A 15,120-nucleotide genomic window follows, 5' to 3' on the forward strand; every position below is an offset into this window, starting at 1 on the left:
TTGCGCGTACTGCTCACCGGACACCAGGGCTACCTGGGCACCGTCATGGCTCCCGTCCTCACGGCCGCCGGACACGAGGTCGTCGGCCTCGACGCGGGCCTGTTCGCCGACTGCGTCCTCGGCCCGACGCCCGCCGACCCCTTCGGGCACCGGGTCGACCTGCGCGACATCACGGCCGAACACGTGGCAGGGGCGGACGCCGTGATCCACCTCGCCGCGCTCTCCAACGACCCGCTGGGATCCCTCGCACCGGAACTCACCTACGACATCAACCACCACGCGTCCGTGCGGCTCGCCCGACTGGCCCGCGACGCCGGGGTGCGGCGCTTCCTGTACGCGTCGACGTGCTCGGTCTACGGCGCCGCGGGCGGCGACGAACTGGTCGCCGAGGACGCCCCGCTGCGCCCGGTGACGCCGTACGCGGAGTCCAAGGTGCGCGTCGAGGACGACCTGCACGCGCTGGCCGACGGCGACTTCACCCCGGTGTACATGCGCAACGCCACGGCCTTCGGCCACTCGCCCCGGCTGCGCGCCGACATCGTCCTGAACAATCTGGTGGGCCACGCGCTCCTGTCCGGCGAGGTGCTCGTCCTCTCCGACGGCACCCCCTGGCGTCCGCTGGTGCACGCCGCCGACATCGCCCGCGCCTTCACCGCCGCGCTCGACGCGCCGCGCGAGGCGGTCCACGACCGGGCGTTCAACATCGGCAGCGAGACCAACAACGTCACGGTCGCCGAGATCGCCGACCAGGTCGCCGAGGCGGTCTCCGGCGCGAAGGTGCGGATCACCGGGGAGAACGGCGCCGATCCGCGCTCGTACCGCGTCGACTTCTCGCGGTTCCGCGAAGCGGTCCCCGGCTTCGACTGCGAGTGGACGGTGAAGCGCGGAGCGCTCGAACTCGCCGACTCCTACCGGAAGTTCGGGCTCACGAGGGACGACTTCGAGAGCCGCTTCACCCGCCTCGCCGTGCTGCGCGCGGCGTCCGACGCCGGCGCCGTCGACGACACCCTGCGGTGGCGCCGATGACCGGCCCCGGCGCGCAGATGCACGCCCTGGTGGAGCGGCTGTACCCGCTCTGCCGGAGCATCACGGGGGACGGGGTGCGCGCCACCCTGGACATCGTCGGCGAGTACGTTCCGCTCACGGTCCACGAGGTGCCGACCGGCACCCGGGTGCTCGACTGGACGGTGCCGCAGGAGTGGAACATCCGGGACGCGTACGTCGCCGACGCCGCCGGCCGCCGGGTCGTCGACTTCGCGGCGTCCAGCCTGCACGTGCTCGGCTACAGCGTGCCGGTGGCGGCGACCATGCCGCTGGCCGAGCTGCGCGAGCACCTGCACACCCTGCCGGAGCACCCCTCCTGGGTGCCGTACCGCACCAGCTACTACAAGCCGGAGTGGGGGTTCTGCCTGGCCCAGGAGACCCTGGACGCGCTGCCGGACGGCGAGTACGAGGTGCGCATCGACTCCACGCTCGCCGACGGCCACCTCACCTACGCCGAGCACGTGGTCCCCGGGCAGGTGGCCGACGAGGTGATCGTCTCCTGCCACGTCTGCCACCCCTCGCTGGCCAACGACAACCTGGCCGGCGTCGCGGTGGCGACCTACCTGGCACGGGCGCTGGCGGAGCAGGACCCGTACTACACCTACCGGTTCGTCTTCGCGCCCGGCACCATCGGCGCGATCACCTGGCTCGCCCGCAACGCCGAACGGATCGACCGGGTCAAGCACGGGCTGGTGCTGGCCTGCGCCGGCGACCGGGGCAGGCTGACGTACAAGCAGAGCAGGCGCGGGGACGCGGAGATCGACCGGGTGCTGCGGCACGTGCTGACCGCCTCCGGACGCCCGCACGAGATCAGGGAGTTCACCCCCTACGGCTACGACGAGCGGCAGTACTGCTCGCCCGGGTTCGACCTCGGAGTGGGCTCGCTCAGCCGGACCCCGTACGCCGGCTACCCCGAGTACCACACCTCGGCGGACGACCCGGACTTCGTCTCCCCGGAGGCGATGGCGGACACGCTCGCCGTGTGCCGTGAGGCGTTCGCCGTACTGGACCGCAACCGGCGCCACGTCAACCTCAGCCCCTACGGCGAACCGCAGCTGGGCCGGCGCGGGCTGTACGACTCGCTCGGCGGCCGCAGCGACGCGAAGCAGGCCCAGATGGCCATGCTCTGGGTGCTCAGCATGTCCGACGGCGAACACTGCCTGCTGGACGTCGCCGAGCGGTCCGGACTGCCGTTCGACACCGTGGCCGCCGCCGCCGACGCCCTGCGCGACGCCGAACTGATCAAGGCGTGACGCCGGTGACCACCGAGGAGGAGAGCACGACGGCGCCGGCCGGATCCGCCCGGCGGGCCTTCGTCGGCCGGCTGTCCTGGGGGCTGGCCGACCAGGCGGCCTCCAGCATCAGCAACTTCGCGGTGGGGATCTACGTGGCGCGCTCGCTGGGGGTGACCGCGTTCGGCGTGTTCGGTCTCGCCTGGGTGACCTACGGCGTGGTCCTCAACGTCTCCCGCGGTCTCGCCACCGATCCGCTCGTGGTCCGCTTCAGCGGCGTCCCGGAGGCGGCCTGGCGCGCGGCGGCGGCCCGGTCGTCGGGGACCGCGCTCGGCGTCGGCGCCGCCGTCGGCGCGGCGTGCCTGGTGGCCGGCGTCGCTCTCGGCGGCCGCGTGGGGCCCGCGTTCGTCTGTCTCGGCGTCATGCTTCCGGGGCTGCTGCTGCAGGACGCCTGGCGGTACGCGTTCTTCGCCGCGGGCGCCGGACGCAAGGCGTTCGTCAACGACCTCGTGTGGGGCGTCGCCCTCGTGCCGGCCATGGTCGTGGCGGCCCGCGCGGGCAGCGTGGCCGCCTTCGTGCTCGCCTGGGGCGCGTCCGCCACGGTGGCGGCGGGCTACGGCTGCGTCCAGTCCGGCATCAGGCCCCGCACGGCCCGGGCCCGCGCGTGGCTGCGCGAGCAACGCGACCTCGGCTACCGGTACCTGGTCGAGAACGTCAGCCTCAGCGGCGCGAGCCAGCTGCGCGCCTACGGACTCGGCGCGATCGCCGGGGTCGGCGCGGTGGGCGCGGTCCGCGGCGCCGAACTCCTGCTCGGCCCGTTCCTCGCCGTGCTGATGGGGCTGTCGCTGGTCACCGTCGCGGAGGCGGCACGGGTGGTGCGGCGGGCCCCGCACCGCCTCGGCAGGTTCTGTCTCCTGCTCGGGGGCGGGCAGGCCGCCGCCGCGCTGCTCTGGGGCGGGGCGCTGCTGCTGATGCCGGACCGGCTCGGCGAGCTCGTGCTGGGCGACGTCTGGGACTCCGCCGCCCGGCTCGTCGTACCGGTCACCCTCGGCGTCGCGGGCGCCGGCCTCGGCACCGGCGCGGCGGCGGGCCTGCGCGCGCTCGCCGCGGCCCGGCGCAGCCTGCGCTGCCAGCTGTTCGCCTCCGCCTGCTACGTCGCCGGCGGGCTCGGCGGGGCGGCCCTGGGCGGCACGGTCGGCTCGGCCTGGGGCGTCGCCGCCGCGACCCTCGCCGGCTCGGCCGTGTGGTGGCTCCAGCTGCGGTCCGCCCTCGGCGAGCACCACCAAGACCCCATCCCCGAAGTGAGGACGTCATGACCGCGCGACCCCGGCTGAGCATCGGCCTGCCCGTCTACAACGGCGAGGAGTACCTGGCCGAATCGTTCGACGCCCTGCTCGGCCAGACCTACGAGGACTTCGAGCTGGTCGTCTCCGACAACGCCTCGACCGACGGGACGGAGGCCCTCTGCCGCACGTACGCCGCGCGGGACCCGCGCATCCGGTACATCCGGCTGCCCCGCAACATCGGTGCCGCGCCGAACCACAACTACGTGTTCACCGAGTGCCGCGGCGAGCTGTTCAAATGGGCCTCGCACGACGACCTGTACGCCCGGGACCTGCTGCGGCGCTGCGTGGAGGCGCTGGACGAGAGACCGGACGTCGTCCTCGCGCACAGCGGCCAGGCGGTCATCGACGGCGACGGCCGGGTCAAGGTCCCCTACGAGTACGGGCTCGCCACCGACTCGCCGCACGCGCCGGAGCGCTTCCGCAGCCTGCTGTTCGAGCCCGGCGGCGACGACTTCTACGGGGTGATGCGGGCCGACGTGCTGCGCCGGGTGAAGCCGCACGACAGCTACCACCACGCCGACCGCACGTTCGTCGCCGAGATCACCCTGCACGGGCCCTTCCACCAGGTGCCGGAACTGCTGTACTTCCGCCGCGACCACCCCACCCGCGCCGAACGGGCGAACCCCTCCAAGCGCTCCCGGTGCGTCAACCTGGACCCGCGCAGGGCCGGCCCGCTGCACCCGACGCCCCGGCTGCTCGCCGAGTACGTCTGGGGCTTCGTCTCGGCGATCCGGCGGGCGCCGCTGTCCCCGGCCGACCGTCGCGCGTGCCACCGCCACCTGGCCGCGTGGATGACCAGCCGGGTCCGGCCGGGCGCCGGCGAGCGGGTCGAGGACCGCGCCCCGGTGGACCCGGCCCGGCTCTCCGTCTCCGTCGACTCCCTCGTCGCCGGCCGTGAGGGGAGGCGGGCGTGACCGCCGTCCGGGTCGGGGTGTTCGGCCTGCTCGGATCCGGCAACCTCGGCAACGACGGGTCGCTGGAGGCCGTGCTCGGGTACCTGCGCGCCGCGCACCCGGAGGCGGTCGTGGACGCGCTGTGCGGCGGACCCGGGACCGTCACGGCCCGGTACGGCATCCCCGCGACGCGCCTGCACTGGTACCGCGGGGAGTACCGGACCGCGTCGCGGGCGGGCGCGGTCGCGGGGAAGGGGCTCGGCAAGCTGGTCGACGCCTTCCGCACCGCCGCCTGGGTGCGCCGGCACGACGTGGTGATCGTGCCGGGCATGGGCGTCCTGGAGGCCACCCTGCCGCTGCGGGCGTGGGGCTTCCCGTACGCGCTGTTCCTGCTGTGCGCGAGCGGCCGGCTGCTGCGCACCCGGGTCGCACTGGTCGGCGTGGGCGCGGACGCGATCGGCGACCGGGCGACTCGGACCCTGGTGCGCTGGTCGGCGCGACTGGCCGCCCACCGGTCCTACCGGGACACCCTGTCCCGCGACGCGATGCGGGCCATGGGCGTGGACACCGCGCGCGACGAGGTCCACCCGGACCTGGCGTTCGCCCTGCCGGCGCCGCCGGCGGGCGCGCCCTCGGACGGGCCGGGCCCGGTCTGCGTCGGCGTCATGGACTTCCACGGCGGCAACGACGACCGCGCCCGGGCCGAGGAGATCCACCGGCGCTACCTCGACGGCACCACCCGGTTCGTCCGCGCGCTGGCCGAGGACGGCAGGCCGGTCAGGCTGCTCACCGGGGACGCCTGCGACGCGCCGGTGGCCGCCGCGATCGCCGGCGCGGTGGACTCGCCGCTGGTCACCGTCGCCGAGGCGGCCTCGCTGGCCGACCTGATGAAGGAGACGGCGGCCGCCGACACCGTGGTGGCGACCCGCTACCACAACCTGGTCTGCGCGCTGAAGGCCGGCACACCCACGCTCGCCCTCAGCTACGCGGCCAAGAGCGACGCGCTCATGGCCCGGATGGGGCTGGACGCGTACTGCCATCCGGCGCGCGAGATCGACGCCGACCGGCTGCTGGAGCAGTTCCGGGCGCTGGAGGAGCGGGCGGGGGAACTGCGGCGGACCCTCACCGAGCGGAACCTGGCCGCCACGCGGCAACTCGAGCACCAGTTCACCGTCCTGACCGCGGCCCTCTTCCCGGCGGCCGACCACACCCACGCCCTGCGGGAGGCCTCGTGAAGGCGACCGAAGTCCCGGCGATCACCGGCGCGTACCTGTTCGAGCCGACGCCGTACCCCGACGAACGCGGCTTCTTCTGCCGCACCTTCGACGCCGACGTGGTCCGGTCGGTGGGCCTCGACCCGGACGCCTTCGTCCAGGACAGCCTGTCCCGCTCCGTCCGGGGCGTGCTGCGCGGCCTGCACCTGCGCTCCGGCGCCGGCGAGGCCAAGCTGGTGCGCTGTTCGTACGGGAGGATCTTCGACGTCGTCGTCGACCTGCGGCCGGACTCGCCCACCTACCGCGGCGTGGCCACCTTCGAGCTGTCCGGCGAGACGCAGACGACCCTGTACGTCCCGGCCGGGTGCGCGCACGGCTTCCAGGCGCTGACGGAGACCGCCGACACCTCGTACCGCATCGACCGCCCGCACGATCCGGCCGAGGACGTGACGATTCGCTTCGACGACCCGGAGCTCGCCGTCCCCTGGCCGCTGCCGGCCGCATCGATGTCCCAGCGGGACCGGGAGGCGCCGAGCCTCGCCGAGGTCCTGAAGCACAGGGAGAGGTGAGTCCGACGTGGACACCGAAGAGTTCGCACTGCCCCGGTCGCGGGCGGCCAACGAGCGGCTGCACGCCCTCGTGCCCGGCGGCGCGCACACCTACGCCAAGGGCGACGACCAGTACCCCGAGGGCCTGGCCCCGGTCATCAGCCACGGCCGCGGCGCCCACGTGTGGGACGTCGACGGCAACCGCTACGTCGAGTACGGCTCCGGTCTGCGGTCGGTCAGCCTGGGGCACGCCCACCCGCGCGTGACCGAGGCGGTGCGGCGCCAGATCGACCGCGGCGGCAACTTCGTGCGGCCGTCCCTCGTGGAGGCCGAGGCGGCGGAGCGCTTCCTGGCCACCGTGCCGACCGCGGAGATGGTCAAGTTCGCGAAGAACGGCTCCGACGTCACCACCGCCGCGGTGCGCCTCGCCCGCGCCGTCACCGGCCGCCCACGGGTGGCCCTCTGCGGCGACCACCCGTTCTTCTCCACCGACGACTGGTTCATCGGCACCACGCCGATGTCCGCCGGCATCCCGACGGCGACCACCGAGCTGACCGTGACGTTCCCCTACGGGGACCTGGCCGCCACGGAGGAACTGCTCACCCGGTACCGGGACGAGGTCGCCTGCCTGATCCTCGAACCCGCCGGCCACACCGAGCCGCCGCCCGGATACCTGGCCGGCCTGCGCGCGCTGGCCGACCGGCACGGCTGCGTCCTGGTCTTCGACGAGATGATCACCGGCTTCCGCTGGTCCGAGGCGGGCGCCCAGGGCCTGTACGGCGTCGTCCCCGACCTCTCCACGTTCGGCAAGGCGCTGGGCAACGGGTTCGCCGTCTCCGCGCTGGCCGGGCGCCGTGAGCTGATGGAGCGGGGCGGACTGCGCCACCCCCACGAGCGGGTGTTCCTGCTGTCCACCACGCACGGTGCGGAGACGCACTCCCTGGCGGCCGCGATGGCCGTGCAGACCACCTACACCGAGGAGGGCGTCACCGCGCGGCTGCACTCCCTCGGCGAGCGGCTGGCCGCCGGCGTCCGCGACGCGGCGGCCGGCATGGGCGTCGGCGACCACGTCGTCGTCCGGGGCCGGGCCAGCAACCTGGTCTTCGCCACCCTCGACGAGGACCGGCGGCCGTCGCAGGAGTACCGCACCCTGTTCCTGCGCCGGCTCCTCGCGGGCGGGGTGCTGGCCCCGTCGTTCGTGGTGAGCAGCGCGCTCGGCGACGACGACATCGACCACACCGTCGAGGTGGTGGCCCAGGCGTGCGCGGTGTACCGGAAGGCACTGGACGCCGGCGACCCCACCCCCTGGCTGGGCGGGCGACCGGTGAAGCCCGTCTTCCGCCGCCTGGCGTGACATGACGTGACGTCAGCGGTGCTCCCGCCGCCTCTCGCCGGCCGTCCGGGCGGCCGTCCGTCCGGTCTGCCGGTCGGCCGCCCGGTCGACCAGCCACGCGGTCGCCGGCACCACCGCCAGCGCGGTGCACCAGCCGCCGAGGACGTCGGTCGGGTAGTGCGCGCCGAGGGCCACCTGCGCCCAGCCCATGGCGGCGCCGGCCACCAGCGCCGCGGTGAGCACGAGCGACGTGCCGGCCGCCCGGCCGAGACCGAGCCGGCTGGTCGCCGCCAGCGCCACCGCGAGGGCGAACGCGGTGAGGAAGGCGGTGTGGCCGCTCGGGTAGGACAGGTTGCCGGCACCGTGGATGGTGCGTCCCACCAGGGACTTCAGCAGCGTCGCCGTCACCACGGCGGCGCCGGTCCCGGCCACGACGGACACCGCCGCGCGGGGGTGCCGCAGCAGCGCGCAGCCCGTCACGCCGGCCACGATCAGCGCGGCCGCTCCGGCGGGCTCACCCAGGAAGTCCGTGGCCAGAGCGGCGTGCCGCCACGGCGGCCGCACGCTGTCCGCCGTCGGCGCGACGATCCACCCGTCCACCGTGCCGGGCTCGCCGTGGCCGGCGTACAGGACGCCGAGCACGGCGACCACCAGCGCGGCGAGCGCCGCGACCGGTCCGAGCCACGCGCGCAGCACCGGGGGCAGCACCGCGGCCGCCGGCCGCCGTCTCCCGGGCCCGCTCCCACCGACCGGTCCCACGCGCTTCCTTCCGTCCGCGTCGGCACGCCCACGTGCCGGAGCCCGGCGGAGCGCCGGGTCCTCGTCCGCTCTCACCTCTCCAGGAGGAGACCCCACAGCAACGCCGCGGCGCTCACGAACGGAGCCAGCAGCATGATGAAGAAGGCGGGGCCGGTGAGCGCACCGGCATCCGCCCGGCCCGTCTGTCGCGCGTGCGCCGCCACCCGCCACCGGCCGTTGCTCCAGGCCACGGCGACGAAGGCCATGAACGTCAGCCAGAACGGGCCGTCGTGCCGGTACAGCTGCACCGTCGCCGCCGCCAGGCAGAGGAACGAGAAGCCCGCGATGTGCGCCGGCTTGATGCCGTAGAGCGTCAATGTCCCTCATCCTCGAGCTCGTCGCCGGACCTCAGTATGGCCCGGCCGGTGATCGGCGTCCATGGAGGAGTCCTGAACGGGCGAGGGCGTTCCGGAACGAGTGACGTACCGTCAGAAAACCCTGTTTCAGGGGAGCTTGCGGCGGAACACCCGCCGGAAGGCGATCAGGAGGAGCAGGACGGCGACGACGGTCAGGACGAGGGGGGCCGTGTCGGTGAGGACGGTCAGGAACAGTCCTGCCGAGGCCGCCTTGTCGCCGAGCTCCTTCGAACTCTCGGGTGTGACGTCGAAGGTGAGGACGGACACCGGGAGCAGCGGGACCGGCTCCCCGCCGACGGCGACGGTGGCCAGGACCTCCTGGTCCACCTTCTGGTCGATGGCGACGCCGGTCTGCCGGTCGATGTGGGCGACGAGCGTGGACCGGCCCCGGTAGGCGAGCGGCACGGGGTCCGGCAGCGCGGACAGCGCCGCGGGCGTGAGACGGGCCCGCGCGCGGGAGTCGAGCGTGGGCACCAGGCCCGCGACGAGCTTCTTCGGCAGCGCGGCCGGGAGCGGTTCGAGCACCGCGGGGTCCTTGACGGGTGCGGAGACCCTGATCTCGTACACGTTCACCGTGCGGCCCTCGCGCTTCGCCGATCCCGTGTAGCGCACCGGGACGATCGAACGGGTCGTCGCGTCGTAGTACGTGTAGGAGTCGTTCCGCGCGGCATCCGGGGGGAAGGCCGAACTCAGCGCGCCCCGCGAGGGTTCCACCGGCGTCGACGCCGGCGCCGACGTGCCCTTCCTGCTGTCCCTGTCGAGGGCGTACGTCTTCGAGCCGGGCAGGGACCGCCCGTCGGCGTGGACGGTCGTCACGTCCTCGAGCACAGCCGTGTCACCGTGGGTGGACGTCACCCGCAGGCGTCGGTCGACGGTGATCGGGATGCCGGACCGGAGCGCGTGCGCGGTGTCCCCGGACTGCAGGGCCTTCCCGTCCAGCATCGTGGCACTGCCCGCGTAGTGCACGGTCTGGTCGGTGTCACCGGGCAGTCTCGTCGCGTACGGCGCGACGGCGAAGCGCACGACCGCCGCGAGGGCCACCAGGACGACGGCGAGGGCGATGAGCACGATCGACGGACGACGAGCGGACACGATGTCCCCTTCGGTTGTTCGGTCACATGTTTTCGGCGCCGGCCCTGATCGCTTCACGGATACGGGGATAGGTGCCGCAGCGGCAGATGTTGCGGATGCCGTCCAGGTCGGCCTCGGAGACCGTGCGGCCTTCTTCCCCGACGCGGCGGACCAGGGCGACGGCGGCCATGATCTGGCCGGGCTGGCAGTAGCCGCACTGGGCCACGTCCCGGTCGAGCCACGCCTGCTGCATCGGGTGCAGGTCCGCGCCCACGGTGGCCGCGAGCCCCTCGATGGTGGTGATCTCGTCGGACGGCCGCAGGTCCTTGACGGGGATGGCGCAGGGGTTGGCCGCCCTGCCGTTGAGGTGGCTCGTGCAGGCCTTGCAGACGTTGATGCCGCAGCCGTACTTCGGGCCGGTGACGCCGAGGAGGTCGCGCAGGACCCACAGCAGCCGCTCGTCGTCGGCGGCCTCGACGGTGACCTGTTCGCCGTTGAGGCGGAACGTGTGCACGGGCACGGGGACTCCCTTCTTCCCGGGGTGACTTCGGCGGTGGCTTCAGCGGACGTGGTCCAGGCCGTCGGTGGGTGACGCGGGGACGGGCGGGACGGTGGGTTTCGGCTCGAAGGAGAGCGTGCCGTGATGGACGGGGAAGACCGTCGGCATGACGCCGGTGGCGCGGCCGTACGCACAGGCGACCGCGGCCGCCGACGCGGCGACGCCGAGTTCCCCGGCGCCGCCGGGTCTGCCGGTGGTGGGCGGCATGACGACGATCCGCAGCTCCAGCGGGGTGTTCCACTGCCGGGTGTAGAAGTAGTTGTCCCAGCTGGCCTCGAGGAAGTGGCCGTCGCGCAGGTGCAGGCCGGACGTCAGGACCAGGGCGATGCCGTCCATGAGGCAGCCCGTCATCTGCGCCTCCAGACCCCGCGGGTTGACGGCGAGGCCGACGTCCACGGCGACGACCGCCTTGGTGACGCGCGGGCCGGTGACACCGTCGCGCACGGGCCGGCCGACCGTTTCGGGGCGGCAGTCGATCTCCACCAGCACCGCGCTGACGGAGTGGTACTCGGAGTGGAAGGCGATGCCCTGCGCCGTACCGGCCGGCATGCTCCTGCCCCAGTCCCCGGCCTCGGCGGCCTTGTCCAGCACGGCGCGCGAGCGCTCGTCCCGCAGGAAGCCGCGCCGCAGCCGGTAGGGGTCCTTGCCCCTCGCCGCGGCGAGCCGGTCGACCAGGAGCTCCCGGGCGCAGGTGACGTCGGGGGAGTAGACGTTGCGCGTGCTGCCGGTGTTGAAGCCCTTGTCGGTCTCGCTCAGAAGCCGGCTGTGGGCGCCGAAGTCGTAGGGCATCGACTGCGAGAGCTGGAAGAAGGTCTGCGAGAAACCGATGTCGCCCACCGGGAGTCTCGCGGCCAGGGCGGTGAGGATCTCCCCGAGGCCGTGGCCGAGGTCGGTGGACACGCTGGTGTGCCGCTGCCGGTAGCCGAGGACGGTGTCGCCCAGGTGGTCGATGCGTACGCGGGAGGTGGCCATGGGATGGACGCGCCCCTGACGGGAGTCGTCCGCCCGGTGCCACATGAGCTTCACCGGCTTGCCGATCCGTCGGGAGACCTCGACGGCCTCCAGCGCGGCGTCGAAGAAGAGCTTGCGGCCGAAGGAGCCGCCCCCCTCGGTGACGTGCACGGTCACCGCGCCGAGCGGCAGGCCGAGCCGGGCGGCGATCGCCTCCTTCGCGACGAGCGGGGCCTGCAGGCTCGACCAGACCTCGGCGCGGTCGGGGCGCACGTCCGCCACCGCGCAGTTGGGTTCCAGCGCGCTGCCGCTGCGGAAGTGGAAGGTGAACTTCCCCTCCACGCTCGGTGTCAGCGGCGGCAGGCCCATGGGCGGTTCGGCCGCCCGCAGTTCCTCCAGCACCGACGCGTCGGACTTCCCCTCGGCGCTCCCGGGCCTCCAGGACACCTTCAGGGCGCGCACCGCGTCGATGCACCGGCCGAAGGTGGTCGCGCGCACCGCCACCCCGGTGGGGATCACGACGACGTCGGTGACACCGGGCAGGGAACGGACCTCGGCCAGGTTGGACACCGATCCGACCGTGCCGTTGATCGTCGGAGGTCGGCACACCATGGTCGGCATGGCATCGGGGACGTCGAGGTCCAGCGTGAACCTCTTGCGTCCGGTGACCGCCGCGCGGGCGTCGACGCGGCCGTGCGGCCTGCCGATGACCGTGAACATGTCCCGGGGCTTGAGGGCGACGGCCACCTGCTCGGTCCGTACGGCCGCGGCCCCGCGGGACAGCGCCCCGATGTCGGCGCTCCGGCCGCCGGGGCCGCTGATCACTCCCGCCTCCCAGGCCAGCTCGGCGACGGTGGTGCCCCATGCGGTCGCGGCCGCCCGGAGCAGCCGGTCCCGGGCGACGGCGGCGGCGACGCGGATCGGGGTGTAGGTGGAGAACGTCGTGTTCGAGCCGCCGGTGAGCTGGTTGAACAGCAGCTCCGGTCGCGCGTCGGCCAGGGTGATGTGCACCCGCGCGAGGGGGATGCCGAGTTCCTCCGCGATCAGCATGGCCGTCGACGTGGTGACGCCCTGTCCCACCTCGGTCCGCGGCAGGGCGAAGGACACGGTGCCGTCCGGGTTCACCTCGACCGTGATCAGTCCGGACGTCGGCAGGGCCGCCGCCGTCATCACGTCGTTGAGATCCACCAGTTCCGTGATCTCCGGCGAGGGGAGGGCCGGCGGGAGCGCGTCCGGCGAGGGGGCGTCCGCCCGTGCCGCGGACGTGGGGACGAGTCGGGCCGCCGTCGTCAGCGTCGGTGCGGCCAGCACGTATCCGAGGAACCGGCGTCTGGCGAAGGGCTGTGCCCCGGGGTCCGGCCGCGGCGGGCGACCGGTGCCGGTCACCGGTGGCCTCCCGCCGCCGGCGGCCGTGCGCGGCCGGCGGCGGGGGCCGCGTGCCGTCGTGTCGTTGCGTCGCCGTGCGCCGTCGTCATCGTCTCCACCCGGTTCGTGGTCGGTTCGTGGTCGCAGAGCCCACCGGTCGCCACCGGTCGGCCGCGGTGGGCCCGGAAGGGACCGGTGCGGCACCCGGCCGGGGGCGCGCCGCGGGACGCGCCCCCGGCCGGTGGTGCCGGAGGGGGCTCAGGAGGGACGGTTGGCGTCCGGGATCTCGAGGTGGATGCCCCGCCCTTCGGAGAGGAAGAGCAGTACGAACTTGCGGAGGGCCTCCTCCACCGTCCAGGCGGCCTGGGGGATCAGCGGCAGGGGGATGAGCCCTTCGCGGAAGGCCACCAGCAGTGGCCAGGCGGCGCTGATCAGCGGCTGCCAGAACGGCTCCCGCTCCAGCCCGATCAGGTCGCCGGTCCGGTCGCCGAGCGTGTACCGGGCGAAGGCGTTGATCAGCGGCCGGGTGAGGCCGGCGTCGAGCTGGGCGACGATGTCGAGGAGGACGTCGGTCAGTTCCACGCCCTCGGGCGTGGACGCCAGGACCGGGTCGAGGACCTGCCGGGACTGGGCCTCGGCCTCGTTCCAGGTGGCGGGGATGTACTCGTCCAGGACGCCGAGCATGTGCGCGGTGACCTGCCACACGTGCAGATAGCCGTCCGACTCGGCGGTGGTGACCGGAACCCGCCAGTCCCTTAGCTTGCTCATGACAAACGTGGCCAGGCTGTGCCAGGTCACCATGATGTCGGCCTGGCTGATGGGGATCGTCTGGCCGCCGTTGGTGCGGGACCAGCCGGGGGACTGCGGCAGCAGGTGCCGTACGGCCGCGTGCACCAGTCGGGTCTTCACGGCGGTGACGATCATCCCGCCCTGCGGCTGGTAGGCGTCGAGGTCCCCGACGTCGTAGCCGAGCCGGGCCGTCTTGGCGATGCGGTCCTTCATGTCCGCGCCGCCCTTGGAGTAGTAGACGGCGCGCGCCTCCCTCGGGATGGCGGTGCTCATGAGGCCGCTGCCCAGGCCGTACAGGGCGCCGGTGTAGATGCCCCTCTTCGTGGTGAACCGGGCCGCGGCCGCGAGCTTGCCCCGGTCCGCCCAGGGCGGCAGCCGGCGCGCCTTCTCCATGAAGTCGCGCAGATCCGCGGGAAGTCCGGCCGGCAAGGGCTGGTCGTTGCGGGTCCACGTGCGGAGCGCCTCGTTGGCCTTGGCCACGTCGCCGCGCTCGATCACGGCGGCGAGCACGGGATCGGCCTCCTCGTCCCAGACCCACTCGGGGTCGACGCCCGCGCCGCTGCCGGCCACCGAGCCGCTCGGCGACCACGTCCACAGGGGCCTCGCCAGGGCCGGCGAGGCCATGCCCAGCGCCCCGAAGGTGCCCATGGCCCCGCCGGCGAACAACATCTTGCGCCTGCTCAGTCCGTCCATCGCTGCGAACTCCTCCTCGAGTTCCTCGGGCCGTCACGGAGATTGGTACGATGAAACAACTATCGCTTCGTTGTTTCAACAGGGGAGCACATGCGCGCCGCGAACGCCAGACTCCTCACAGGATCGGGTCCCCGGGGAGCCCGTCGGGCGGCCGCCTCGACGGCCCGCACGTCCCCCGGCGCGACATCCTGGCCACCCCGCGCACGGCCGGCCGGGCCGGCTCTCCAGCGAGCGCGAGGGCCGGCGCGAGCCCTGCCGCGGACGCGACCCGGTGCGTCGTCGGCACGCCCTGCCCCGGTCCCCGGAGGGGAGCATCGGCCCGGGGGCGACGTGAGGCGGGGGAAGCCGTCCGCCCGGGGCGTCCGCCCCAGGGCGCGCCCCGCCCGCCCGGTGGGCGCCTGCCGGGCGGATGCCGGACTCCGGCAGGATGGCCGTATGACTTCTCCCGGTACCGGCGCGGGCACCGGCCGCGAGGCGGACAGGACGCGTCTCGCGGCGGCGGTGGCGGCACCGGTCGTCGTCGGCGCGGGGCTGGGGCTCAGGGCCGTGGCGGCGGGAGACGTGGCCAAGTACGGCGGGGACGCGCTGTACACGCTCCTGCTGGTCGCCCTCGTCGTTCTCGTGGCGCCCCGGGTGACGGCGTGGAGAGCCGGCGCCCTCGCGCTGGCCGTCAGCTGGGCGGTCGAGTTCCTCCAGCTCGGCGGGCTCCCGGCCGAGCTCTCCCGGCGCAGCACCGCCGCCCGCCTGGTCCTCGGTTCGACCTTCGACGCACCGGACCTGTTCTGGTACGCGGTCGGCGCGCTGGCCGGATGGCTCGTCCTGGCCGCCGTACCGCGGCCCTCGCGGCCTCCCACGGCGCGTCCGTCTTCGTCACCCCGGCCGGGTCGCCCGGGGAGCGAGCGCGGGGCGGACTGACGCGGGTCCGCCG

At 74.0% G+C, this 15,120-nt stretch carries 14 protein-coding genes; 8 read left to right on the plus strand and 6 right to left on the minus strand.

The annotated features are described in order from the left end of the window. From ACZ5FU_RS33600 to ACZ5FU_RS33630, 7 genes are read left to right on the plus strand one after another with little or no spacing between them, the layout of a single operon-like run. Positions 1–1,026 carry an NAD-dependent epimerase/dehydratase family protein gene (locus tag ACZ5FU_RS33600; RefSeq protein WP_468839533.1) on the plus strand — a complete coding sequence of 342 codons (1,026 nt, stop codon included), beginning with the start codon at positions 1–3 and terminating at the stop codon, positions 1,024–1,026. After that, positions 1,023–2,297, plus strand: coding sequence for a DUF4910 domain-containing protein (locus tag ACZ5FU_RS33605; protein WP_451528520.1), 1,275 nt, complete (start codon positions 1,023–1,025; stop codon positions 2,295–2,297). The genes ACZ5FU_RS33600 and ACZ5FU_RS33605 overlap by 4 nt, the downstream gene beginning before the upstream one ends. A 5-nt stretch (positions 2,298–2,302) precedes the next feature. Next, the gene (locus tag ACZ5FU_RS33610; RefSeq protein ID WP_451528519.1) at positions 2,303–3,592 is read left to right on the plus strand and encodes an MATE family efflux transporter; all 1,290 of its coding nucleotides are present in this window, start codon (positions 2,303–2,305) and stop codon (positions 3,590–3,592) included. Next, positions 3,589–4,536: a glycosyltransferase family 2 protein gene (locus ACZ5FU_RS33615; RefSeq protein ID WP_468839536.1), complete on the plus strand. Its 948-nt coding sequence runs from the start codon at positions 3,589–3,591 to the stop codon at positions 4,534–4,536. The genes ACZ5FU_RS33610 and ACZ5FU_RS33615 overlap by 4 nt, the downstream gene beginning before the upstream one ends. Further along, a complete protein-coding gene (locus ACZ5FU_RS33620) occupies positions 4,533–5,750 on the plus strand; it encodes a polysaccharide pyruvyl transferase family protein (RefSeq protein ID WP_451528517.1) in 1,218 nt (405 codons plus the stop codon). Before ACZ5FU_RS33615 ends, ACZ5FU_RS33620 begins: the two co-directional genes overlap by 4 nt. Continuing rightward, complete coding sequence (gene rfbC, locus ACZ5FU_RS33625) at positions 5,747–6,298, plus strand: dTDP-4-dehydrorhamnose 3,5-epimerase (protein ID WP_451780431.1); 552 nt, start codon at positions 5,747–5,749, stop codon at positions 6,296–6,298. Before ACZ5FU_RS33620 ends, rfbC begins: the two co-directional genes overlap by 4 nt. A gap of 7 nt (positions 6,299–6,305) precedes the next feature. Next, positions 6,306–7,631 (plus strand): glutamate-1-semialdehyde 2,1-aminomutase, encoded by a 1,326-nt coding sequence (locus tag ACZ5FU_RS33630; RefSeq protein ID WP_451528515.1) that lies wholly within the window; start codon positions 6,306–6,308, stop codon positions 7,629–7,631. Positions 7,632–7,643: 12 nt separating this feature from the next. On the opposite strand, the gene ACZ5FU_RS33635 is transcribed toward ACZ5FU_RS33630, so the two are convergent. The 6 genes from ACZ5FU_RS33635 to ACZ5FU_RS33660 form a co-directional block, all read right to left on the minus strand. Then, a complete protein-coding gene (locus ACZ5FU_RS33635) occupies positions 7,644–8,369 on the minus strand; it encodes a phosphatase PAP2 family protein (RefSeq protein WP_469047730.1) in 726 nt (241 codons plus the stop codon). A gap of 71 nt (positions 8,370–8,440) precedes the next feature. Further along, the gene (locus ACZ5FU_RS33640) at positions 8,441–8,725 is read right to left on the minus strand and encodes a hypothetical protein (RefSeq protein WP_451528513.1); all 285 of its coding nucleotides are present in this window, start codon (positions 8,723–8,725) and stop codon (positions 8,441–8,443) included. A gap of 126 nt (positions 8,726–8,851) precedes the next feature. Further along, on the minus strand, positions 8,852–9,856 hold the full coding sequence (locus tag ACZ5FU_RS33645) for a porin PorA family protein (RefSeq protein ID WP_468645352.1): 1,005 nt from the start codon (positions 9,854–9,856) through the stop codon (positions 8,852–8,854). 22 nt (positions 9,857–9,878) lie between these two features. Then, positions 9,879–10,355, minus strand: a complete 477-nt coding sequence (locus ACZ5FU_RS33650; protein WP_451528511.1) for a (2Fe-2S)-binding protein — start codon at positions 10,353–10,355, stop codon at positions 9,879–9,881. 39 nt (positions 10,356–10,394) lie between these two features. After that, complete coding sequence (locus tag ACZ5FU_RS33655) at positions 10,395–12,731, minus strand: molybdopterin cofactor-binding domain-containing protein (protein ID WP_451780435.1); 2,337 nt, start codon at positions 12,729–12,731, stop codon at positions 10,395–10,397. Positions 12,732–12,968: 237 nt separating this feature from the next. Further along, entirely contained in the window at positions 12,969–14,192 is a 1,224-nt protein-coding gene (locus ACZ5FU_RS33660; protein ID WP_451780436.1) for an oxygenase MpaB family protein, read from the minus strand. Between the two features lie 435 nt (positions 14,193–14,627). Between ACZ5FU_RS33660 and ACZ5FU_RS33665 the strand changes: the two genes are divergently transcribed. Then, entirely contained in the window at positions 14,628–15,107 is a 480-nt protein-coding gene (locus ACZ5FU_RS33665) for a ribosomal maturation YjgA family protein (RefSeq protein WP_468645355.1), read from the plus strand. The last annotated feature ends 13 nt before the right edge of the window (positions 15,108–15,120 follow it).

The sequence above is a fragment of the Streptomyces sp. NPDC031554 genome, assembly GCF_055580685.1.